Origin of the sequence: Microcoleus sp. AT3-A2 (genome assembly GCF_036705685.1) — a bacterium.
Lineage (GTDB): Bacteria > Cyanobacteriota > Cyanobacteriia > Cyanobacteriales > Microcoleaceae > Microcoleus.
Window position 1 is genome coordinate 19,986 of sequence record NZ_JAUBVF010000019.1, and the last position, 20,790, is coordinate 40,775.

Here is a 20,790-nt window from a genome sequence, read left to right on the forward strand (position 1 = left end):
CTTTGGTAGTCCTGGACGCAAGGCTGCATAGAAAGCGGTTTTGTTAACGAAAATAATTCGTTGCAGCCTGCAGAAACGATCAAAAAACCCGCTTTCTTTAGTCTGTATGCGTAAGTCCTGTCTTTGCTTCTTGCTTGTTCCTTCTGGCGCCTGTGTTTCGGTTTTAATCTGTCGCCCTGTGGGTGTTTAAGGGGATGTGCAGGCGGATTTGTGGAAGGATTTAAGAGTTAGTTTGGTGAAGTTTGGATAGTGGGCGAGGGACTGGGTGAAGCAGGGCGCGGTGAAGCAGGACGCGGGGAAGGATTTGCAGAAGGAGTGGATTGAGTGGATTTTTTGAGACCGACAAAAACGTCATAACGGGTGGTACGATCGCCAATGACGGCCGCTGTAACGCCGAGCGACCGCGTGGCATCAATCCACATTTTTTGGCTGGGAGGAAACTCCGGCAAAGCTAGGTTTTTCGGGTTAAACGCACTCTCGGTGTCGATGAAGAAATTGCCGTTGTGGGGTTTAAGTTCCGATCGTACTGTTTTCTGGAACAGTTCGCTGCTTAAAAGCGGACTTTTCGGTGCCGGAACGATTGTATCAACCACTGGAGCTCCTACTGTCATAAACGCTACATCGTTCATCCAACCGCGAGTTACCGTAATCCCTCCAAACGGTGATGTCCATTTTGTCGCAGGTTTGCCGCCGACTTGAATTTCCTCAACTCTAAACCCTTTCATTCTCATCGTTTCATCAAGCTGTTTCAGGGATTTGTTGGCTGCGCCCCGGTTGTTTGTTTCCACCATAAATACAAACCCGGCAGCAAATTTGTCTCTGGGATTCTGGGCGGGCGCTGGTATTAATGATAGAGAAAATTCTCCCGCCATCCAGTTCATCAAGTCTTTATCTAAATCCAGGCCAGTAGTGGATTTTAAACCTGTGCGTAAAACTTGGGGATTAATCGGGGAAATCGGGTTCGCATCGGCTCCTAATACGTAGTCTTGCCACAAACGCTGCAAGTTGCCGCCGGATACCATCATTATTGTATTGCTTGGCAGGCGGTTAGCCATTTTTAGAGCATTGTTTTCTACTGCTATCCTTCTGGTAGAATCTGGTTTCAGCCAAGAGACTGATTTGAATTCAATTCCTTCTGCATCCAGCGTTGCTGTGGTGGCAAATCCTTGATTTTGTTGCAATTTTTCGAGGCTTTCTGGCGAAATTTCGCGGGCTGAGTTGGCGGCAGCATAGGCGGCGGCAACGGGCATATTGACGTAGATTTGACCGAAGGCGCCTGGACTTTTTATTTTGTCTATGGCGTCTGCATAGCCAGGGGTTTTGGCGAGGGAAGGTTCGCCTTTGTAGGTGTCGATTATTCTGTCTGTAGCGCTAGAATCTGTGGTGACTGCTAGATAGCTTGTGCCGAGTACCGCGACTGAGAAATTGCGATCGGGTACGCCTTGAGTTTCTGTGACTTGGACGCCTTTATAATTACGCTCAACTATTTTTCCTTGGCTGAGAGGCCTGGGTTTTGTTAATAATTCTTTGGCTTTGATCGGGTTGGCAATTGGCAGGATAATTGCCACTGACTGTTGAATTGGCGGAGATGGGGGCGCGTTGGGTGCCGGCGAGGGGGCTGGTATAGCTATTTTGTTGCGGAGAAAGGCTACCATTGCTGTGTTACCAACCCAGGGTTGAATGTCTTGCTGGTAGGCGTAGCCGTTGCTTGTGAGGAGGCGATCGCGCATTTCCGTTAAAAACCTCTCAAACGAAGCTTTTGACTCCGGCGTGCCAAATTCTCGCAGTCTATTCCACTGGGATTCATCGGTGGTGATGGATAGGGCCATCATCGTATCTTGCGGGACAACGGTTGCTCCCGCCGGCAAATCTTTGGCGGGCCCACGGGAGATGACGAGGTAGTAGGTGACAAAGCCTAAACCGATCAGAAGTGTGGCGGCTCCGATCGTAAACAACAGGGAAGATTTATCTTTCTTAAACATTATTCGTAAGGTTCTGGTGCTCGCAACATCATAAATTATATTGGGGAAGGGGCATGGGGGATGGGGCATGGGGCATGGGGCATTGGTAATTTGTTGTTTTTTATTTGTTATTAGAAAAACTACTAACCAGTAACCACTAACCACTATAGTCCTAGACGCAGAAACCCTTTCTTTTACTAAATACTGGATTTGAGCGTTGAATCCTGGTAAAAAACCTGGTTTCTTTGGTATTTACGCATAAGTCCTACACTAACTACTTCCGATGCCCAATTCCCAATTCCCGATGCCCAATTCCCAATTCCCGATGCCCAATTCCCAATTCCCAATTCCCGATGCCCAATTCCCAATTCCCTGATGTTAGTTTCTAGCCTTAAAGTCTTTAAAGATAGTTTGAAACGAGTACATTAGCCTGTGGACATCGTTTGTCGATCGGGGAAAGATGTTGTGTTCCCATTTTTTGCGAGCGGTAGTTAGGAGTTTTGCTACGGGTTGCGAGTAACTGTTAGAAATGAAATAGCTGCCGCCTTCATAGCGAATGTCTGAGGCTAAGCCGATAAAAGCACCAGCGCTTTCTAGTTTAAGTTCTGAGGTGCTGTGTTCCGATTTTACTGCTAAAATTACCTGCGAGTGCCGGGGTTCGCGGTTGAGCAAACGGCAGATATTCGCTTCTTTTTGGTACAAAATTAAAACGTTACAGTTGTGCAGAACTCCGGCTCTACCTTGGACTTTTACTCCTAGGTGAACTTCCAGGGCTGGTTTGTCGGGAAATTCCACAACAGCATGAGTGTATGGATGTGCAGTTCCGTGGATTTTTCCCGCTGTTTTTCTAAATGTTAAATATTTCGGTGTTTCGTCGTCTAAAACATTGTTGTAATAAATAGTACCGCCTTCATTAGCAACTGCTTTTAGCAGAATGGTGAATAGGTAAGCGTCAAAAATTCTGGCTTGTTCTGCCACTTCGTTGAAATCAGGATCGATCGAGCTTTTTAATTTGCTTTTTATTTCGGAATTGATGGCGTAGTTGCTGGGCCCAGAGGGCAGTTTTTCCAGTAAGTGCTTGAGGGCGATCGCCTGTTTGTGACGGGGGGCTGTGACGCTGGAGGTAAACTCAATTGTTTTGGCAGTTTCGCCACCTGAATTGGCAAAGGTAATTTTTGTGCCGAGGGGAGAAGTTTCTGATTCTACTTTCAAGAAATAAGCAATTTCGTCTTCCATTTCGGAAGTGTTGACCGTCGCTTGTTCTACAGCATTAATTAACAGCAAAAGTTGTTCTTTTGCGGTATAATCTTCTATCTTCAGCAGGGGTGTTTTTCGTTTGAGCGATCGCTCTTCAATTACTTTGCCTATCTCTACAGTATCCGCTACTTGTTGAACTACCCAACCCAAATTAAACTCATCCAGAATTGCCGCCAGTTCTTGATAGAGTTTGGCGTACTCGATCTCGTCCATAATTGTTTCTGCGCTGCACACTATTCTGATTATACAAGATAGTTTGATTTTTTGGTCAATGGCTGGTGAGCAAGTACGCAGATTGCCTGTAATGGCGGATTGGCGGAGTTTTTGAGTGTCCGAGTGGGAAAATCTTTGTCTTGGCCCAACATCCATCGGTTACATAGGTTAAATCCCGTACACTGCTGGTTGCCGAACTTGCTGCTGCTTGAGAGAGACAATTGGGAGATGATACTAAACGGCAGTTTCATAAACTTTTCTTGACATTAAAGACATCTTGTCCAAAAAAACACGGTGTTTTTGTCCTTTCGCGGTCTGTGACTGGTAAAATAAGTATTAATGTTGGCACTCCTGACTCGCTCCCTGGGTATGTACGCCCTGAAGCTAGAACTCAAACTCAACAATGCTGAACGTACCCTAATGGCGCGACACGCTGGTTACGCTCGGTTTTGCTACAACTTGGCTTGTACCCTGTACATGGGCGTGATGGACATCAAAGTCAGCCGTACCCGAAAGATTGCCGAAATAAAAAAACCTTCACCAACTTCATCAAAAAACAACCAGAATATCAATGGACTAATACTTTATCATCCCGCGTTTATCAAAACGCTTTCATTGCCTTCAATAACGGCCTCGAACGCTTTTTCAAAGGGGGGAGCGGGTTTCCTAATTTCAAACGCAAGAAGTCCGGGGACTCCTTTACCGTAGACAGCAGCAATGGGCCAATATTTCAGATGGCTGGCAATCGCATAAAAATTCCCACATTGGGAACGTTTCGTCTGAAAGAAGCTATCGGGTACAACTGTTGTTCTCAAACATTTACCATCAGCCGTACTGCGGATAAATGGTACGTCAGTTTTACCATAAAAGCGGACAAAATCCCCCCTTTATATCACTCCGTATCTGAACCGATAGGCATAGATTTAGGAGTATCCACCTTTGCCACCTTGAGTGACGGTACGGTATACCAACTGCCAGATTCCCTAAAAACAGCGAAAATCAAGCTAGGGAAACTACAGTACCGCCACCGTCACCAGCAATTAGGAAATAGAAAAGTTGGTATCAAAACCTCTAAAAACGCTCGGAAATTTTATCGAAAGCTTGCTAAAAAACACGCCGATATTGCCAATAGACGGCGAGATTTCTTACAGAAAACAACGACAGAAATCAGCCAAAAGTACGCTCACATTTGCATCGAAGATTTAAATATTTCTGGCTTGGCAGCAAATCACAAACTGGCTGCTGCAATTTTACATTCAGGGTTTTATGAATTTCGACGAGAACTCACTTATAAATCTCCCATCTACGGCACTGTTGTCGAAGTGGTAGATAGATGGTATCCTTCATCTAAAACTTGCTCAAAGTGCGGTAACATTCAACCGATGCCACTTTCGGAGCGAGTGTTTGTTTGTGAGGCTTGTGGTAACAGTTGTCATCGAGATTTGAATGCCGCAATTAATTTAGCGTCGGTCTCAAGAGATAGAGTAAGGATGGCTAGTCCTGAATTCACGCCTGTGGAGTAGAAGGAGCCGACTCCCTACGTAGAAGCAGGAAGTAAGTTTTAAGTGTCCGAGATGTTAGTCTTGTCCGCTTTATGTCAATCTTATGTAGCAGTAAGCTATTCTACGACATTTGTAGCGATCGAACTATGGCAACTATCAACGACAACTACCTCAAACTCAAAGCTGGCTACCTGTTTCCGGAGATTGGGCGCAGGGTGAAAGCCTTTGCAGAGGCGAATCCTGGAGCACCCATCATCCGGCTGGGGATTGGCGACGTGACTGAACCACTACCGGAAGCTTGTCGCCAAGCGATGGTGGCGGCGGTGGAAGAAATGGGTTCGCGGGATACCTTTAAAGGATACGGCCCGGAACAAGGTTATGAGTGGCTGCGGGAGAAAATTGCCGAGCACGATTTCAAGTCGCGGGGATGCGATGTTGATGCTTCGGAAATCTTTATTTCTGATGGTTCTAAGTGCGATTGTGGCAATATTCTCGATATCTTTGGCAACAATAACACGATCGCAGTTACCGATCCAGTTTATCCGGTGTATGTAGACACTAACGTGATGGCTGGACACACGGGAGATGCAAACGAAAATGGCGAATACGGCGGCTTAGTTTACCTGCCAATTACAGCAGAAAACAATTTTACTGCGGAAATTCCCACAGACAAAAAAGTCGATTTAATTTACTTGTGTTTTCCGAATAACCCGACGGGGGCAACTGCAACCAAGGAACACTTGCAAGCTTGGGTAAATTATGCTAAAGCTAACGGTTCGATTATTTTCTTCGATGCGGCTTACGAAGCGTATATTACCGATCCGAGTTTGCCGCATTCTATCTACGAAATTGAAGGGGCGCGGGATTGTGCGATCGAATTTCGTTCTTTTTCAAAGAATGCTGGTTTTACGGGTACTCGCTGTGCGCTGACAGTTGTACCGAAGACTTTGACTGGAAAAGCTGCAGATGGTTCCGATGTCGAAATTTGGAAGCTGTGGAACCGCCGCCAATCTACTAAGTTTAACGGAGTTTCTTACATCGTGCAGCGCGGTGCTGAGGCGGTTTATTCTGAGGCTGGCAAGGCACAGATTCAGGCTTTAGTCAATTTTTACATGGAAAATGCTGCGATTATTCGCGAGAAATTGACAGCGGCGGGAATCCAGGTTTTTGGCGGCGAAAATGCGCCTTATGTGTGGGTGAAAACGCCTCACGGTTTGTCGAGTTGGGATTTCTTTCAGAAGTTGCTGGAAACTTGCAATGTGGTGGGAACTCCGGGTTCTGGTTTTGGTGCGGCGGGTGAGGGTTATTTCCGCATTTCGGCGTTTAATAGTCGGGAGAATGTGGAAGAAGCGATGAGACGGATTGTGGAGAAGTTTAAGGTTTAATCTCATCTCCTGCTTAAACCGAAAAGCCGCCAGGGAATTCATGCCCTGGCGGACTGCCGGACTCAGCTAAAAAGCATTAATTTAATATGTTGTGAAACAGGCCGGAAAGCCTGTTCTTGAAAATAGTAAAAGATGTGAGTTATAATCTAAAATGATTGTGGCTCAGGGTTTCAATAAAAAATGCAACCCAACACCAGGAGTTTTTTATGCACTTGCTACGAGTTCAAGTTCCTGATTTTCGCGGTTTAAAGGACATTGACATCACTTTTGAAAAAGATTTTTTTCCTAAAATTTTTCCGCTGGGAAGTCAAAATGGCGGAGGGAAAAGTACGCTGTTGCAGTTAATTTTTGTACTACTGCACTGTTCTTTTGATGAAGCTAAAAAACTATATTTACAAAATCTGCTTCAGGGATTTAAAGTAGATGGTGGGGAAGACAAAAGAGTCTTAGCCATTATTGACATTTGGGCGGGAGGAAAAATTGTCAAACTAGAATTTTATTGTCGTAAGAAATTTGATATTTTAGAAGATAGTTTTGAAGAAGAAATAAAGTCAAACGATATAATTATATGTGATTATTTAAATGCTAAACAATCTAATAATAATCAATATCCCAATACAGAGTTACTATGTTGTTTTAATAATCTAAAAAACGATGAAGCTAAATTATTGTTAAACAAACTGTCGCATAAAATTTTTCTAGCAGCTCCTTCAACACAAGTTTTTTTATTTTTTCCCCAAAAATATAAAAAACTATTATTTCGAGGCTCAAGTAAGGGAGATGGTGGTTATTACGGGATACTCGACTCTGCCAAATCTGAATTACAAGGCTTGTTTACATATGACTTCCTTGCTGTAGAGCTACTTATTGAATTATTTAAAGCTGCTCGCGATCGCGACTTCACAGAAGCGATAAAAACAGGTAACTACGGGAACAGTTATCAAGCTCTAATTAACAACTTAAATCTGATGTTATCAAATAAAAGGATAAATTTAGATGAAGATTTTTCTGGCGTGAATTTTAAATTGTATAATAATGGTGAAACTATAGAACTATATCCAGAAGATTTAAGTCACGGCGAACTAAAAAGACTTAGCATTTATATATGGCTCAAGTTCCGCAACATAGAAGATGCTATTGTTTTGATGGATGAAGTTGAAATTGCTTTTCATCCAGATTGGCAATATCAAATTATATCAGACCTAAAAGAGTGGGCTCCCAGCAATCAATATATACTGGCAACTCACTCCTACGCATTGTGTGAAGCTCTAACACCAGCTCACGTTAAAGAAATTGAGCCAAAACTGATCAAACAAGAATCTAATATTAGAAATGAGTCTTAATCCAGAACACCTAAAAAAACATTGCGAGGCAATTCTTCAATCTCCCCGAATTAAAAACAAAATTGTAGTATTGTGCGAAGGTGATATTCGGAAGACGCAGGGTAGAGAGTCACCTCAAGCTTATAAAGCAATGGAGCAAATGCCTGATGCCAACTTTTATAAGGCTTGCGTTCCGATATGGTGGAGACAGAAGCGACCGGAATTTTTTAACTGTGGCGATCGCAAAGATGTAATAGACACCTACTCTACTCTTTCAATATTACACGAAAAGGATACCACTAATTCATATTTAGATCCCGATCGACTTTTTGCAATGATAGATTTAGACTTGCAACTGCAAACGATCGACAATTATATTTTTACAGACACAGAAGCAATTTTTCGGAATCTTTACGAAAAATCAGAGGTGAAAGAGCAAAACGCAGCACAGCACCGGATCTGGGTTACAGGTTTGATTCATAAAGAAGCATACTTTCTGATACCTGAACTTCAACCAATATTTGACAATTGTTGTAACAAGCCGATGTATCAGGGAAATCCTGCGGTACTCGCAAATATTTATCTGAATATGGCGGATGCAATTTGTAGCGACTTGGATTTACAGAACAACCTACAGAGAGCGTTCGATCGCATTAGTTACTGTTCGGGATTGAATTGTACTGAAGTTCAAGCATTTCAGGCTTCGTGGAAAGAGCGGTTTCAAAATGGTGTAGATGAAACGCATAAGAACCAGTCGATCGCAGTTTTGCTGACAATTAAAAAAGCTAAGGATTATTGGCATCAAATTAAGCCATTTGGTGAGTTTAGCCGGGAAGATTGGGTATTTAGAGAGCAACTATCGTTAGAAATTGGCAGATTTTATTCAGACCAAAGTAGCGATGTTAAGTCTCATATTCCTTTTTTTTTCAAAACATTGTATGAGTTCGTTTAAATAAAACGCCTCAATTATAATATTCCATTTTCTATCCATCAGCATCGCTGGGAAAACCAAATTGGTCTGGTAATTCAGCAGAGGTAATTTGCAGAATCTCTAGCAACTTCTTGTATTGAACAGGCGTTAGCTTCGGTACAGAGCGCCCGGATTCCCAGTTCCTTACAGTTGTTTCCGTAACGCCAAGTGCGTCTGCTAGCTGCTTTTGGGTCAGCGATCGCTTAAGTCTGAGCCGCATTAGGGGCGATCGCTCTGATTTTTCCGGCATTTCCACAAGCAGCTTGACCCTTACCGTAAATTAATTTACGCAAATCACTTGACGGTTAACCGTAAATTGGTTTACGCTAATAAAACACATAAAGACGAGACAGCACCAGAACCGCAACTTGTGCTGTAGGGGAATTGCTGTCTTTTCTTCAACTTGTTATTGTACGCGGTTTTACCGTTACAAAGCATCAAACCTATCCAAAATTATTTGTCAAAGCTATGTTGCAAGATTCATCATCGAACCAAACATCGCCGAATGTTTTAACCAACCAAACCTTTGAGGGCGATCGCGAAGCAGTCCGTCACGTCATCATCGGTTCGCCGCTGGGGGTACGGCGAACTATCCACCAACTGCACGCATTGCGCTACGAGGAAGCTGTTCGTTGGACTCATCCGTTAGCGCAGCCCTCGAAGAGGATCGCCATTCCCGACAATCGCATCATTATTACACCCGATCAGGGAGAAATCATGAGTCTGTTAGTCAAATTAATCCGGCTGCAATGAAGTCATAAATGTGCGATCGCTCTTTCTAGAATTTAGTCAAAAGTGCGATCGCGCTTATTCAGCCATCTCGTACCATCCAAACCAGCATTCCCAAAATTTCGTCCACCGGAGGCAAGGCATAGTCATTAAGATCGATCGATACAATTTTTTCCTCAAGTTTGAGAAATCGCCACTGTGTGCCGTTACTGACACTGCCATAAATAACTGAAATTGGTTTCCCCTTTGCTTCATTAAACTTCTGCATTGCCACCATTTCTGCAACGCACTGTCCAATTCCTGTCTTCAAATCAGCTTTTTTAGCCTCAACAACCGCCACTGCCGGTGCTTCAATCTCCAACATTTCTGGAGAACGACTAATCAAATAATCACAAATCCCGTTTAGTCCAGTTTCATAATCAACCGTAAAGTCTTCCCCCGAAAACAAGCTAATATTCTGCTGCAAAATCTTCCTGACTTCCAGCAGTACCGGAGTAATAATCATTTCCGAACGAGCTTTTTCGCTACCTGTCGCCACAGCTACGGGTAAACTATTTGCCAAAAAATCTGTCAGGGTTACACTCGGAACGATCGGAGTTATTTGCGGTAGAAATCGCGGCCCTTCTACAGTTGTTAATCCAAAGGCTTGTTTAACTTTGATAATTGAGGTGAACTCGCTATAAGACATCGCTCAATTTATCCTACTACTTATTACTGCCAATTTATCAACCCCTAAAGGTCGATAAATAGTATCTCTTTGCTGATAACTCCGCCCCAAAGAACTAATCGCATTTTGCAAATCTTCGACAGATTGACAACTGCCGCCAACCGCACCGGCCATTGTAGTAATGTGCTCTTCCATCAATGTACCGCCGATGTCATTGCAGCCCCATTTCAGCGCTTCAGTAGCTCCATCTAAACCTAATTTTACCCAACTCGGCTGGTGATTGGAAATCAAATTGCCTAAAAAGATTCTCGATACAGCGGTGAGTAACAATGTATCTGCTAAAATTGGTTGGTCGCGGCCGACTCGACTCCGCAAAGGTGCCGGTGCTTCCTGTCCGACAAATGGTAGTAAAATAAATTCTGTGATGCGTGCCCCATAGTTTTGGTCGATCGCAGTTTGTTGGAGCGATCGTACTTTTTCTAAATGCAAAACCTGCTGCCCTGCCGTCTCAATATGCCCGCACAGCATCGTACTCGTTGTCGGCAAACCCAGACGGTGAGCAGTTCCCACAATTTCCAGCCAAGTTGCCGAATTTAGTTTTTCCGGGCAAATCACCCGTCGCACAGAATCGTCGAGAACTTCCGCCGCAGTTCCCGGCATCGAACCAACTCCCGCATCCCGCAAAGCCGAAATTACATAGCTGAAACTAAGATTATCTCCTCTGGAAATAAATTCTATTTCTTGCGGCGAAAAAGCGTGCAAGTGCAACTGAGGAAACTTATCCTTAATAGTTTTCACCAATTGCAGATAATAAGGTAAAAATGCGCCGTTCAGCTTAGCTTGAAGATTTAAGCCCCCCTGCATACAAATTTCCGTTGCACCCCGCTGCACTGCATCAGTTGCCTTTTCCTGCATTTGGGCTGCATCTAACCAAAAAGCACCCTCATCTCCCTCGTCGCGGCGGAATGCACAAAAACTGCAATGCTGCTCGCAAATGTTAGTAAAGTTAATATTCCGATTTATAACATAGGTGACAGTATCCCCTGATTGTCGGCGGCGGAGCAAATCAGCGGTTGTTTGAATAGAAGCTCGCGCATCGGGATCTCTTTGCTGCAAAAGTACCAAGGCCTCTGCAGAAGAGATATTATAACCTTGTAAAGCTCGATCGAGAATTGCATCCACAGTTTTTTTGTTAGCTAAGCTACAGAATTGCTGCCTATAATTAAGGCGTTTTTATATTTTAACGAATCAACTATAGAGGAACGATATTCTAAAATCTCAAGTCTTACAAAACCATCCTTTATTTTCTGAACACTCAAATTATGGGCAGCTACCAACCAAATCAGGTATTGCCAGTGCCGTCGGGGCCTTTGCAAATTCCTGCTATACAGACTTTCGGTTCAACTTTTGTAAACGCAGGCACACCACCAATTTATTTTTCCCTGGTAATTCCCACGTACAACGAGTGCAGGAATATCCAGAGTATTGTGGAAAAATTGAGCCAATTGCTTGATGGTATCCTTCCCGGCAACTACGAATTAATTGTAGTCGATGACGACAGCCCCGATCGCACCTGGGAAGTCGCCCTGTCCCTGACACCGGAATATCCGCAATTGCGGGTAATGCGCCGGGAAGAGGAGCGGGGACTTTCCACAGCGGTAATTCGCGGGTGGCAGGCAGCTCAGGGTGAGGTTTTGGGCGTCATCGATGCCGACTTGCAGCATCCCCCGGAGACGCTATTGCAGCTTTTAGCAGAAATTCAGCGGGGAGCCGATTTGGCCGCAGCGAGCCGCCACGTCGCCGAGGGCGGTGTGAGCGACTGGAGCGTTATCAGGCGATTTTTATCGCGGGGCGCTCAAACCGTGGGGTTGGTGATCCTGCCGGGAGTGGTGGGCCGAGTTTCCGATCCGATGAGCGGCTATTTTATGGTGCGCCGCACTTGCATAGCTGGCAAAACCATGAATCCTGCTGGTTACAAAATATTGATTGAAGTGCTCGGCAGGGGGGACATCCGCTGGATTGGAGAAGTTGGTTACGTGTTTCAGGAGCGGCAAGAAGGCGAGAGCAAAGTTACCTGGAAACAGTATATTGAGTATTTGCGACATTTGCTTCGGTTGCGGTTTGCCCGCTGGCCGATGGGCAAGTTTCTGCGGTTTGGCATGGTGGGTTTCAGCGGCGTGTTTGTGAATATGGGGGTTTTGTACGTGCTGCGGGATATCCTCAATTGGGAGCTGACTCGCAGTCTGATCATTGCGGCTGAATGTGCAATTATCAGTAACTTTTTGTGGAATGATTTGTGGACTTTTGGGGATATTTCTAAGCGACAGCCAGGAAAGCGCCAGCGATTGAAACGGCTGTTGAAATTTAATACGATTTGCTTGATGGGTTTGATTTTGAATGTGCTGCTGGTTAATGTGCTGTTTAATGTTTTTGGGATGAATGAATATTTGGCTAATTTAATTGCGATCGCGGCTGTGACTCTGTGGAATTTCTGGATTAATATGAAGTTGAGCTGGCGGGTAACGGAAGTAGATAGGTAATTGGTAAGGGGTAATTGGTAAGGGGGAATAGGTATTTGGTAATTGGTATTTGGTAATTGGTGATTGATAATTGATAAAATGACTGATGGCTAATGACTAATTACTAATAACTCTTCTTCCCTATGCCTTTGAATGACTGAATTAATGATTAAGAACAAACAACTGTTGTTGCTATTGCTGTGGACTGCGATCGCCTTTATTTTGCGCTTTGCCAATTTGGACTCGAAACCGCTGTGGACAGACGAGTTTTCGACCCTAGTTTTTAGTTTGGGCAACAGTTTTCGCGGGGTGCCGCTCGATCGCGCGATCGACCTTTCTACATTATTACAACCCCTACAATTGCGCCCCGATGCTGACACCGCCGACGTGCTCCGCAATTTGCTGCTAGAAAGCAACCATCCACCAGTATATTTTATGCTCGCCCACTGGTGGATGCGACTGTTTGGGCCTACCGAGGATAGTTTAGTTTGGATAGGGCGAGCTCTTCCTGCTTTATTGGGCGTGATTTCAGTTCCAGCTATCTACTTTTTAGGCAAATTCGCTTTTAGTTCTCGTTTAGTCGGTCAATGTGCGGCCGCGATGATGGCAGTTTCTCCCTACGGGATTTATCTCGCTCAGGAAGCTCGCCATTACACTTTAGGAATCTTATTAGTTATTGCCTCTCTTTTTTGCCTCACATTAGCTGCAAAAAAGCTGCAACAGCGCGCTCCCCTGCCTATTTGGGCGGTGCTGTTGTGGGTTGTTGTTAATTGTTTAGGGATTGCGGTTCACTACTTTTTTGCACTGACTTTGTGTGCGGAAGCAATAGCATTAATTGCTGTAATCTGGATGCAGTTTCATGGAAAGCTGCCAATTGACAACAGCCAGCAGCCTAATATTTGGCAATTTCAAATCCTCTGGCGGCTTTTCGCAGTAGCGATGGGTACTTTGGCGGGCGGTTTAGTTTGGCTGCCGGTATTTTTGTCGAATAAATACGGCAGCGAACTAACTAATTGGATTGTCAGCGGCGATCGCACATTTATAGATTGGATTGCGCCGATTTTTCAAGCTTTAGCTGGATGGATCACTGTCATCTCTCTGCTGCCGGTGGAGTCACCAAATTTGGTAGTAGTAGTAGCATCGGCGATCGTCATGACAATATTTTTTATATTGGTGCTTCCCATCCTGTTTAGCGCTTTTAAAAATTCTTTAACAGCGCCCGATACTCGTTTAGGTACTGTTATTTTCGCCGGATTTGTGCTAGGAGCAATTTTCCTATTTTTCAGCTTTGCATATATTCTCGGCATTGACCTCACACGCGGCGCACGATACAATTTCGTCTACTTTCCGGGGGTGATATTGCTTTTAGGAGCAACCTTGGCGGTTATTTGTAACACACCTACAGTAAAAAGTCAATCGTTTAATTTACCTGCTATGGAAATGGCTGGCAAAAAAGCAGTTCTGCTAATTTTAGTAATGGGTTTTTTTAGCGGTGTCACAGTAAATTCCAATCTCGGCTATCGCAAATATTACAAACCAGACCTTTTAATTCCGGTTATCCGCGAATTATCGAAAGTTCCCGTGTTAATTGCCACTACTCAAAAGACTCATGTAGAAATAGGAGAATTGATGGGGATAGGGTGGGAATGGGAAAGAAGGAAGAAGGAAGAAGGAAGAAGGAAGAAGGAAGAAGGAAGAGGGAAGAGGGAAGAAGGAAAAGGGAAGGAGGAGGACGTTAAAGCCTTTGATTCTCCGCTGTTTCTTTTGGCTAATCAGAGAAGGGAGGGGCCGGAAATAGCGGCAGGGACTCTTGACAAAACACTCAGTCAATTAGAACGCCCGCTTGATTTGTGGTTGGTTAATTTTCGCGCACCTGTCAATCTAGAATCACAGAAATGTCAGGTTGAATCGCGCGATTTGCCTGCGGTAGATGGGTATGAATATCAAGTTTATCATTGTTCTAGGTCATAGGTAAGGGGCGATCGCGGAGGGATTGCCCCTACAAAGGCGGGAACTAGACCGTCACTAAGAGTCAGCAGCCAAATGTTTAATTAAGACGCTCATCACTTCACCGGGATTTTGAGTTGGGACAAGCGGACTCCAGTCAGAAACGCAGGCAAAATTATCGCGGTGAAAAGAATGAATGACGCGGGAAACAACAGGACGAGAACTGATAATGAAAAGTTTCAAGAGTTCTCGGTTAGCTGAAGTTGGCAAGTTTGGTTCTTTAGCAGGGGGCTGATTGAGTTCGGTAGTTGGATTGTCTGGCCCAACCTCGAAAGCAAGTATTAATTCGGTATTGGGTAGCATTTGCCGGATGACTTTCAGGGAAGATTCTGCTTCGCTGCGGCTGCGAAATTGCGCGACAGGTAAGCGCTGAAAGTTGGGCAGCAGTCGGTAAATAATCCAGGCATTCGCAGTTTCTGGGGTGTTCATGGCTGTATTCTAAATTGGGTATGTTTGCCCATAGGAATGTGACAGAATTGCACCTTTTATTTTTAGTGCAGTCTGTTCTGGCTATGGCTGTGCCTATTACAAGCTATTTAAGCGCTTAAATTAAGCGGTTAATTTAATCTGTTATAATAATATGGTAAAAAAAAGGCAACGTCAACGGCAACCAGAAAAAGAGTTGCCTTTTCGGAGACTGCGGGAGGACGCTAATTTGAGCCAAGAAGAGTTGGCTGTGCGGATGGGGGTGTCGGCTTCGTCGGTGCGGCGATGGGAAAAGGGAGACGAACCTACGATGACTGTTCGGCAAATGAGGGATTTTTGCCGTTTGGTGGGGGTATGTTTTGATGAGTTGCCGGATTATCTCAGTCGGCGAGTAGATGAGGAGGAGTCATAGGGGGATGGATCGGTCGATCGCACTTTTGCTTAAAATAAGTGCATTAGCCAAGCTTGCGACAGGAATCGAGCTTTTTTATTTCCCCCTACCCTAAATCGGACGATGACACAGTAGAGAGAAAAAGGGCGATCGGTTTCCCTAAAACAGTAAGCTACAATCATAAAATCAGGCTAAAGATTGACCGTGAAGCCAAATTATATCCAGCAAAGTCAGAACATCTACAACCTTGCCGAGCCTGAGTATGAACGGTATTATTATAATGAGGATACAGGCGGCTTCGTACTCATCCATCAAAACCATAATACCAATGATTCTGAGCGGTTTATCGCTGAAGTTTTGGCGAGACTTGGGCGACGAGTGAAGTTATTGAGCGAGCAAGCTTCACCAGGCATCAGAACACCTGATGCTGAAATTGATGGGGAAATCTGGGAGTTTAAAGAGCTGAGTCCAGAAGCAGTCAGTATCAAAAATACAGTTCAAAGAGGCGTAGCTGTCGCTAAAAAACGCGCTCGCAATGTAGCTTATCATATAAATACTGAGGTTGATATTGCAGATATCAATAAAGGAATTACCAGAGCGATGGTTTGGGATACTGAAAGGCTGTTGCAAAAAATCACATTGATTTTTAATGATGGTAAAGTTCAAGAGTTAACGAGGGAGGAATTGGACAATGGAGAATCTTTTCAATAGTTTTAAGGAAAGAATCGAGCTGGGTATCAAAAATAATATTCCTGTTGAAGCTAGGTTGATTGTGCTTGGCGAACTTATTTACGCAGCGGAACGGAGAGATTTGACTCCGAAACAAGCACGAGAATTAGAAGCTTTGCTGAGGTTGTCGGAGATTTTGAAAAATTATCAGGCTATTCGAGAACAAGCAATTTTTGGTGAGTTGCTGGTTTGAATTGCGATTGGTATCAAGAGTAAGTCATTGTCGATCGCTTTTGCGATTAGCAAAAATGCTAAAATTATATCGCTCGAACATTCCCACATAAAAACATGACTTTCGAGGCATTTTTCAGTCTTGTTAAGCAGTTGTCTCTCTCGGAAAAGTTACGGTTGATTAAGTGGATGGTTCCTGAGATAGAACGAGAATTAGTTGTCGTTTGTCCTACTCCCCGCAAATCATTGTGGGGTTTATGTGCTGACTTGGGAATGGCACTATCTGCGACTGACATAGATGAAGTTCGTAGGGAAGAATGGGCGAATTTCCCAAGGGAGGATTTCTAATGCTGTGTGGTGTAGCTGATACTGATTGGTAAAGCGGACATTTCTACACAGTAGGCTGAATCTGCCCCAGGAAAATATTGCGGACAGTCCGATTGACAAAACTGAGGTAATCGTCGATTTCTTCGTAAAGATTGAGTTCTTGTTCTTCGTCAGGATTGAGGGGCAAAGTTTGTTGTTTGTCCAACAGTTCTTGGATGCGATTTTTGACAGCGGTGGAGGCTTTAAAGATGGGTATGCCTTCCACTAATTCAATGCGGACAGCTCCTTCTATAGGTAGAGTATCGCGCAGGTTTTCCAGTTTTGGCAAAATTAACATAGGTGTGGATTTTAGGGGTTTCCCTCTTGATTATATCTACGTTTTTTTCAATCTTGCCTGACACTATCGGGCACGCCCACCGCCGAAATACCCGATATCGCCTTTAAGTTTTGACACCGAATCAACTCATTAAAATCCAAACTGCGCCCTTCAATCTGCGCCACAGCCTCGATCGCCCCAAGCAAATGTCCGGCAGCTTCCGCTTCGTTGTAACCGCGCCTTCCCGCTACTCTAACCGCCCCTTCGTCAGCATCTAACTCTACTTGGGAACTGCGGTTGTCGCGCCAAATTCGAGTCATGGCGAGTCCCGTCAAACCGCCCGCGATCGCAGTGCCGATCGCATCTCCCTGCAACAACTCTACAACAGTCCCGACAATTCCCGCCAGAGCCGCACCTTGATAAATATCTGGTTTAAACCACTTAAAACTGCACAGAAAACTTACATTCCGCAATAGCAGTAAATCCCGCTGCGGCTTAGATAGCAGCCGCCACAAATCAAAATTAATATAAATCGGGCGATATTGATTCCAAGGCAAAGGAAAATCGCAGTCAATTACCGTTGATTGTTGTGGCTTATTAATAATTTTACACATCATGCGGCCGGAAGCGGGCATCACATCTAGCAGGCGGCGAATTTCTGGATCGGGATTCATAAATTTTGGGAATTGGGAATTGGGAATTGCTTGCATCGGCATAAAAAACAACAACATCCATCAGGGGCTTGTAGGGGCGGGTTCACCAACCATAATTGTCTAAAACCTACAATCTCTAAAACCCGCCCTCACTCACCCAAGGGCAAATCGCAATCTGATGCACGGGTGGCCAGAAACCGGGTTTTTGCGAGCATACTTTGTGACAACCACAGATTTGATGAAAAACCCGGTTTCTTTGGTTTGAGCGTGTCCATAACTGAGCTGATGCAAATCAAAGTTAATCTAGATTATTGGTTGTGCGGGGGCGGGTTTACAAGATTTTTAACGGGAGTTAAATATTGTTGGAAAAACCAGCCCCTACAAGTCCATAGAAGATAATTAAGGGTTTTTCTTGGATGCGGGAGAGGGAGATTCTTGATCTCTGGGAGTCGCTTTTTGAGTATTAGCCGAAGGCTTCGGGCTGGCAATTTCTGGGGCAACTGACGGCTTTGAATTAGCGTTTGGGGATGGCAGCGGTTTCGGAGAATCAGGGGCTGTTAGTGGGGCAGCAGGGGCTGTTTTAGCGCCTAAAATGCTGGCGTCTCCGGTGTCGAAGGTTCCCGCGATGCAAGCGATCATCATTGTCGCTAAAGTGCCGACAAATAATGCTTTCCAACCAAGTTCGGAAATGTCTTTGCGACGGGATGGAATTAGGGCGATCGTACCGCCGACAAATATGCCGACGGAGGCTAAGTGGGCGAAGCCGGAAAGGGCATAACTGACAATTAAAACTGTACGATCGCTCACCAGTCCTTTTGCCCCCGCTTCTGCTAAACTTTGATAGGGCGGAATCGCTGTTTCTAATAGCCTGCGACCGATGATTACTGATGCTTGCCAAGAGTCGTCAATGGAGACTCCTGTTAATAGCGTCAGGGGATAAAATAAAACTCCCATAATGTTTGCTAAGGTGACAACTTTGAAAAAGCCACCAATGGGGCCTGGCAAAATTGCCAGCCAGCCAAAGAATTGATTAATTAAGGAAACTAAGCCTAAGATTAAAATCAAAACAGCGGCAATGGCTACCGCCATTTTTACACCGTCCAATGCACCAATTATCGCTGCATCCAAAGGGCTGACTCGTTCAATGGGTTCTCCCCCTACAGTCTCTTGTTTGAATTCTGCGCCGTCCATTTCGGAAATTTCTTCGCCCACAAACTCGCGGCCTTTAGGCTTCCGTTCTTCCTTGGGAATGCCGCCCATTGTCAGCGGCACGCCTGTTTCTGGTACTAAGATTTTGGAGAGGACAAAACAAGCGGGTATGGCGATAATTGAGGCTGAAACTAAATGCCCTAAAATATTTGGAAAAACTGGCTTGAGGAAACTAACGTAAATTGCTAAAGTTGAAGAAGCGGCAGTCCCAAAACAGCAAGAGAGGATTGCACAAATTTCCGAACGAGTCATTTTGGGCAAATAAGGCTTGACGACAATTGCCGCTTCAATTCCTACGAAAATATTAGCAGCGCCACTGAGGGCTTCTGCGCCGCTCAACCGCATTGTCGTATAAAATATTTTGGCAAAAAGTTCGGTGACAATTTGAATCACGCCGATGTTGTATAGCAAGGCCATGAGGCCAGAAAAAAAGATGACTGTCGGTAAAGCTCGAAAGGCAAAAATATATCCTAAATTAACTGCCGGCTCTTTACCAGGTATGGGTACAACATTGCTCCCGAATACAAACCTCGCTCCAGCGTCAGCAGCGGTGAATACTCCATCCAGTAAGCTAGTAAACCACTCTAGGGCGATGCGAGTTGGGGGGAACAGGAATACTAAAAATCCTAAGACTAATTGCAGGCCAATGCCCCAGATGATGACGCGCCAAGGTATATACTGAACTTTGCGGTTTTCTGAAAAAACCCAGGCGATCGCACATAAGCCAAAAATGCCCAGAAACGAGATAAGATTGTAGATAGACATGAGCCTAGTCCTTGAAATACTTGAGAATGCCGATCGACGGTTTGCACCACATCAGTTATACTATTCATCTGACGGCAAATGCTAAAAAAAATAACGGGCAGATAAATTACGCACTCAACAGCGTACTTATGTCATTGCTTAGGTCATTCCGAACTCTGCGGATCTTTAGCAAGCCTTGATTTGCCTTAATTACCAGCAGTTTAGATAGAAACTCTAACACATGGAAGCTTTTGCTCCACATCCTCCTGAATGGACTGCGACGGCGGTTCACGCTAATGAGTTTTGCTGTCCCAAGTGCGGTGCTAGCTGTACGGATGCCACTGAGGTCTGGATTAATCGCCGATCGCCAGTATACACCGAGTTCAACCGCCGCAAGTGGCAAGAATTTTACCGCTGCCAGTGCGATTCCGTGTGGTGGGCCTGGAGTAACGATAGGCCTCCTTCTGAACTTGTGCGTCGTGATACTAGCTCGGATGAGGGCCCGGATTACGGCCCGAATGATGATTTTTAGAACGGTGACAGAATTTTCGATTTTCGATTTTATTTAAAATTAGGGTAAGGTGTGCCTCGGCGCACCCTACATTTAGATATGTTCGCGCCCGTTATCAACTAATTCATCACGTCAAGGATTCCCTTGACTACGCCTTCCATGACTCTTTCAATTAAGCTCAATTCATTTTCGCCGATCGACTCATTTAAGAGCATTGACTGAATTCGCTGTCTGTCATCGCGAGTCAGTTCGCCTGACGAAAATATCCGCTCTACTATTTGTTCAGTTAGAAATGGGAAAGCTGGAGTTTGCATGGTTGGTCTCTAAAAGCATCAATATTTTGTTTTTAACTTTATTAGAGGAGCCAGTTATTGTGTGGGTTTTTACTTTCCCACCCAATCAGTGCTCCAATCATAGGACTCTGGGGGGATTTTGTCAATACACTTGTTACAGATCAATACAAAATTTTTATTGAATTTCCCACATTCTGGCAACGGGTGGTTTTGGAGTGCGATCGACCCCCGGCGGTGGCGGTGTTCGATCGACCTTTTTAAGTTTATTGGCACTTTGGCGGAACATTACAGCTCAAAAAAAATCAAAACGATAAGAGATTAGAATGGGGCATGGGGCATGGGGCATGAGGCATGGGCAAAACAGGGAATTGGTAATAGAGAATTGGCAATAGGCAATTGGCTTTTCTGACTTCCCTCGAACCTCTTCTTTCTTCCTTCTGGCTAATGACTAAGCTGTCGCGCATTTAAATTGCATATTCGAGGCGGGC

The 20,790-nt window shown here is 44.6% G+C and carries 22 protein-coding genes; 12 read left to right on the plus strand and 10 right to left on the minus strand.

The genetic code is table 11. The features are described from left to right. Nucleotides 1-227 precede the first annotated feature (227 nt). On the minus strand, nucleotides 228-1,982 hold the full coding sequence (locus tag QUB37_RS13245) for a DUF3352 domain-containing protein (protein WP_333162606.1): 1,755 nt from the start codon (nucleotides 1,980-1,982) through the stop codon (nucleotides 228-230). Between the two features lie 357 nt (nucleotides 1,983-2,339). Further along, complete coding sequence (locus tag QUB37_RS13250) at nucleotides 2,340-3,431, minus strand: hypothetical protein (protein ID WP_333162607.1); 1,092 nt, start codon at nucleotides 3,429-3,431, stop codon at nucleotides 2,340-2,342. Between the two features lie 464 nt (nucleotides 3,432-3,895). Here QUB37_RS13250 and QUB37_RS13260 point away from each other — a divergent pair, with 464 nt between their 5' ends. From QUB37_RS13260 to QUB37_RS13275, 4 genes are all read left to right on the plus strand, one after another. Then, the gene (locus tag QUB37_RS13260; RefSeq protein ID WP_333162610.1) at nucleotides 3,896-4,954 is read left to right on the plus strand and encodes a transposase; all 1,059 of its coding nucleotides are present in this window, start codon (nucleotides 3,896-3,898) and stop codon (nucleotides 4,952-4,954) included. Between the two features lie 125 nt (nucleotides 4,955-5,079). Beyond that, entirely contained in the window at nucleotides 5,080-6,318 is a 1,239-nt protein-coding gene (locus QUB37_RS13265) for an LL-diaminopimelate aminotransferase (RefSeq protein ID WP_333162612.1), read from the plus strand. Between the two features lie 206 nt (nucleotides 6,319-6,524). Beyond that, nucleotides 6,525-7,661, plus strand: a complete 1,137-nt coding sequence (locus tag QUB37_RS13270; protein ID WP_333162614.1) for an AAA family ATPase — start codon at nucleotides 6,525-6,527, stop codon at nucleotides 7,659-7,661. Then, nucleotides 7,651-8,592 carry a hypothetical protein gene (locus tag QUB37_RS13275; RefSeq protein WP_333162616.1) on the plus strand — a complete coding sequence of 314 codons (942 nt, stop codon included), beginning with the start codon at nucleotides 7,651-7,653 and terminating at the stop codon, nucleotides 8,590-8,592. The genes QUB37_RS13270 and QUB37_RS13275 overlap by 11 nt, the downstream gene beginning before the upstream one ends. Before the next feature lie 31 nt (nucleotides 8,593-8,623). Here QUB37_RS13275 and QUB37_RS13280 read toward each other — a convergent pair whose 3' ends face one another. After that, on the minus strand, nucleotides 8,624-8,860 hold the full coding sequence (locus QUB37_RS13280) for a helix-turn-helix transcriptional regulator (protein ID WP_333157786.1): 237 nt from the start codon (nucleotides 8,858-8,860) through the stop codon (nucleotides 8,624-8,626). Between the two features lie 218 nt (nucleotides 8,861-9,078). Between QUB37_RS13280 and QUB37_RS13285 the strand changes: the two genes are divergently transcribed. Further along, nucleotides 9,079-9,363, plus strand: a complete 285-nt coding sequence (locus QUB37_RS13285) for a hypothetical protein (protein WP_333162618.1) — start codon at nucleotides 9,079-9,081, stop codon at nucleotides 9,361-9,363. 58 nt (nucleotides 9,364-9,421) lie between these two features. Here the strand turns inward: QUB37_RS13285 and QUB37_RS13290 are convergent, their stop codons facing one another. Both QUB37_RS13290 and cofH read right to left on the minus strand, forming a co-directional pair. Next, complete coding sequence (locus tag QUB37_RS13290; protein WP_333162620.1) at nucleotides 9,422-10,027, minus strand: hypothetical protein; 606 nt, start codon at nucleotides 10,025-10,027, stop codon at nucleotides 9,422-9,424. Nucleotides 10,028-10,030: 3 nt separating this feature from the next. Next, nucleotides 10,031-11,188: a 7,8-didemethyl-8-hydroxy-5-deazariboflavin synthase subunit CofH gene (cofH, locus tag QUB37_RS13295; protein WP_333162622.1), complete on the minus strand. Its 1,158-nt coding sequence runs from the start codon at nucleotides 11,186-11,188 to the stop codon at nucleotides 10,031-10,033. Between the two features lie 140 nt (nucleotides 11,189-11,328). On the opposite strand from cofH, the gene QUB37_RS13300 reads away from it, so the two are divergent. Together QUB37_RS13300 and QUB37_RS13305 are read left to right on the plus strand one after the other, a co-directional pair. Continuing rightward, nucleotides 11,329-12,546: a glycosyltransferase gene (locus tag QUB37_RS13300; RefSeq protein ID WP_333162624.1), complete on the plus strand. Its 1,218-nt coding sequence runs from the start codon at nucleotides 11,329-11,331 to the stop codon at nucleotides 12,544-12,546. A 144-nt stretch (nucleotides 12,547-12,690) separates the two neighbouring features. Further along, on the plus strand, nucleotides 12,691-14,496 hold the full coding sequence (locus QUB37_RS13305) for a glycosyltransferase family 39 protein (RefSeq protein WP_445300026.1): 1,806 nt from the start codon (nucleotides 12,691-12,693) through the stop codon (nucleotides 14,494-14,496). A gap of 54 nt (nucleotides 14,497-14,550) precedes the next feature. Here the strand turns inward: QUB37_RS13305 and QUB37_RS13310 are convergent, their stop codons facing one another. Continuing rightward, nucleotides 14,551-14,961, minus strand: coding sequence for a hypothetical protein (locus QUB37_RS13310; RefSeq protein WP_333162628.1), 411 nt, complete (start codon nucleotides 14,959-14,961; stop codon nucleotides 14,551-14,553). A gap of 151 nt (nucleotides 14,962-15,112) precedes the next feature. Between QUB37_RS13310 and QUB37_RS13315 the strand changes: the two genes are divergently transcribed. The 4 genes from QUB37_RS13315 to QUB37_RS13330 all read left to right on the plus strand — a co-directional run bounded on the left by QUB37_RS13315 (nucleotide 15,113) and on the right by QUB37_RS13330 (nucleotide 16,597). Beyond that, entirely contained in the window at nucleotides 15,113-15,370 is a 258-nt protein-coding gene (locus QUB37_RS13315; protein ID WP_333162630.1) for a helix-turn-helix transcriptional regulator, read from the plus strand. A gap of 183 nt (nucleotides 15,371-15,553) precedes the next feature. Next, on the plus strand, nucleotides 15,554-16,060 hold the full coding sequence (locus tag QUB37_RS13320) for a CdiA C-terminal domain-containing protein (protein ID WP_333162632.1): 507 nt from the start codon (nucleotides 15,554-15,556) through the stop codon (nucleotides 16,058-16,060). Continuing rightward, nucleotides 16,041-16,271, plus strand: coding sequence for a hypothetical protein (locus QUB37_RS13325; protein WP_333162634.1), 231 nt, complete (start codon nucleotides 16,041-16,043; stop codon nucleotides 16,269-16,271). The genes QUB37_RS13320 and QUB37_RS13325 overlap by 20 nt, the downstream gene beginning before the upstream one ends. A gap of 95 nt (nucleotides 16,272-16,366) precedes the next feature. Beyond that, on the plus strand, nucleotides 16,367-16,597 hold the full coding sequence (locus tag QUB37_RS13330; RefSeq protein ID WP_333162636.1) for a hypothetical protein: 231 nt from the start codon (nucleotides 16,367-16,369) through the stop codon (nucleotides 16,595-16,597). Nucleotides 16,598-16,640: 43 nt separating this feature from the next. Here the strand turns inward: QUB37_RS13330 and QUB37_RS13335 are convergent, their stop codons facing one another. The 3 genes from QUB37_RS13335 to QUB37_RS13345 all read right to left on the minus strand — a co-directional run bounded on the left by QUB37_RS13335 (nucleotide 16,641) and on the right by QUB37_RS13345 (nucleotide 19,519). After that, nucleotides 16,641-16,913, minus strand: a complete 273-nt coding sequence (locus tag QUB37_RS13335; RefSeq protein WP_333162638.1) for a hypothetical protein — start codon at nucleotides 16,911-16,913, stop codon at nucleotides 16,641-16,643. Nucleotides 16,914-16,960: 47 nt separating this feature from the next. After that, a complete protein-coding gene (locus QUB37_RS13340; protein WP_333162732.1) occupies nucleotides 16,961-17,566 on the minus strand; it encodes a DUF3318 domain-containing protein in 606 nt (201 codons plus the stop codon). Between the two features lie 378 nt (nucleotides 17,567-17,944). Then, on the minus strand, nucleotides 17,945-19,519 hold the full coding sequence (locus QUB37_RS13345; protein WP_333162640.1) for a nucleoside transporter C-terminal domain-containing protein: 1,575 nt from the start codon (nucleotides 19,517-19,519) through the stop codon (nucleotides 17,945-17,947). 220 nt (nucleotides 19,520-19,739) lie between these two features. Here QUB37_RS13345 and QUB37_RS13350 point away from each other — a divergent pair, with 220 nt between their 5' ends. Next, on the plus strand, nucleotides 19,740-20,030 hold the full coding sequence (locus tag QUB37_RS13350; protein ID WP_333162643.1) for a hypothetical protein: 291 nt from the start codon (nucleotides 19,740-19,742) through the stop codon (nucleotides 20,028-20,030). Nucleotides 20,031-20,128: 98 nt separating this feature from the next. On the opposite strand, the gene QUB37_RS13355 is transcribed toward QUB37_RS13350, so the two are convergent. Continuing rightward, complete coding sequence (locus QUB37_RS13355) at nucleotides 20,129-20,323, minus strand: hypothetical protein (protein ID WP_333162645.1); 195 nt, start codon at nucleotides 20,321-20,323, stop codon at nucleotides 20,129-20,131. Between the last annotated feature and the right edge of the window lie 467 nt (nucleotides 20,324-20,790).

Coding starts and splice junctions, on each gene's coding strand:
- QUB37_RS13345 (WP_333162640.1), bottom strand. CDS start 19,519: ATGTCTATCTACAATCTTATCTCGTTTCTGGGCATTTTTGGCTTATGT.
- QUB37_RS13290 (WP_333162620.1), bottom strand. CDS start 10,027: ATGTCTTATAGCGAGTTCACCTCAATTATCAAAGTTAAACAAGCCTTT.
- QUB37_RS13310 (WP_333162628.1), bottom strand. CDS start 14,961: ATGAACACCCCAGAAACTGCGAATGCCTGGATTATTTACCGACTGCTG.
- QUB37_RS13315 (WP_333162630.1), top strand. CDS start 15,113: ATGGTAAAAAAAAGGCAACGTCAACGGCAACCAGAAAAAGAGTTGCCT.
- QUB37_RS13275 (WP_333162616.1), top strand. CDS start 7,651: ATGAGTCTTAATCCAGAACACCTAAAAAAACATTGCGAGGCAATTCTT.
- QUB37_RS13340 (WP_333162732.1), bottom strand. CDS start 17,566: ATGAATCCCGATCCAGAAATTCGCCGCCTGCTAGATGTGATGCCCGCT.
- QUB37_RS13325 (WP_333162634.1), top strand. CDS start 16,041: ATGGAGAATCTTTTCAATAGTTTTAAGGAAAGAATCGAGCTGGGTATC.
- QUB37_RS13355 (WP_333162645.1), bottom strand. CDS start 20,323: ATGCAAACTCCAGCTTTCCCATTTCTAACTGAACAAATAGTAGAGCGG.
- QUB37_RS13265 (WP_333162612.1), top strand. CDS start 5,080: ATGGCAACTATCAACGACAACTACCTCAAACTCAAAGCTGGCTACCTG.
- QUB37_RS13250 (WP_333162607.1), bottom strand. CDS start 3,431: ATGGACGAGATCGAGTACGCCAAACTCTATCAAGAACTGGCGGCAATT.
- QUB37_RS13285 (WP_333162618.1), top strand. CDS start 9,079: ATGTTGCAAGATTCATCATCGAACCAAACATCGCCGAATGTTTTAACC.
- QUB37_RS13300 (WP_333162624.1), top strand. CDS start 11,329: ATGGGCAGCTACCAACCAAATCAGGTATTGCCAGTGCCGTCGGGGCCT.
- QUB37_RS13335 (WP_333162638.1), bottom strand. CDS start 16,913: ATGTTAATTTTGCCAAAACTGGAAAACCTGCGCGATACTCTACCTATA.
- QUB37_RS13280 (WP_333157786.1), bottom strand. CDS start 8,860: ATGCCGGAAAAATCAGAGCGATCGCCCCTAATGCGGCTCAGACTTAAG.
- QUB37_RS13270 (WP_333162614.1), top strand. CDS start 6,525: ATGCACTTGCTACGAGTTCAAGTTCCTGATTTTCGCGGTTTAAAGGAC.
- QUB37_RS13350 (WP_333162643.1), top strand. CDS start 19,740: ATGGAAGCTTTTGCTCCACATCCTCCTGAATGGACTGCGACGGCGGTT.
- QUB37_RS13330 (WP_333162636.1), top strand. CDS start 16,367: ATGACTTTCGAGGCATTTTTCAGTCTTGTTAAGCAGTTGTCTCTCTCG.
- QUB37_RS13305 (WP_445300026.1), top strand. CDS start 12,691: ATGATTAAGAACAAACAACTGTTGTTGCTATTGCTGTGGACTGCGATC.
- QUB37_RS13245 (WP_333162606.1), bottom strand. CDS start 1,982: ATGTTTAAGAAAGATAAATCTTCCCTGTTGTTTACGATCGGAGCCGCC.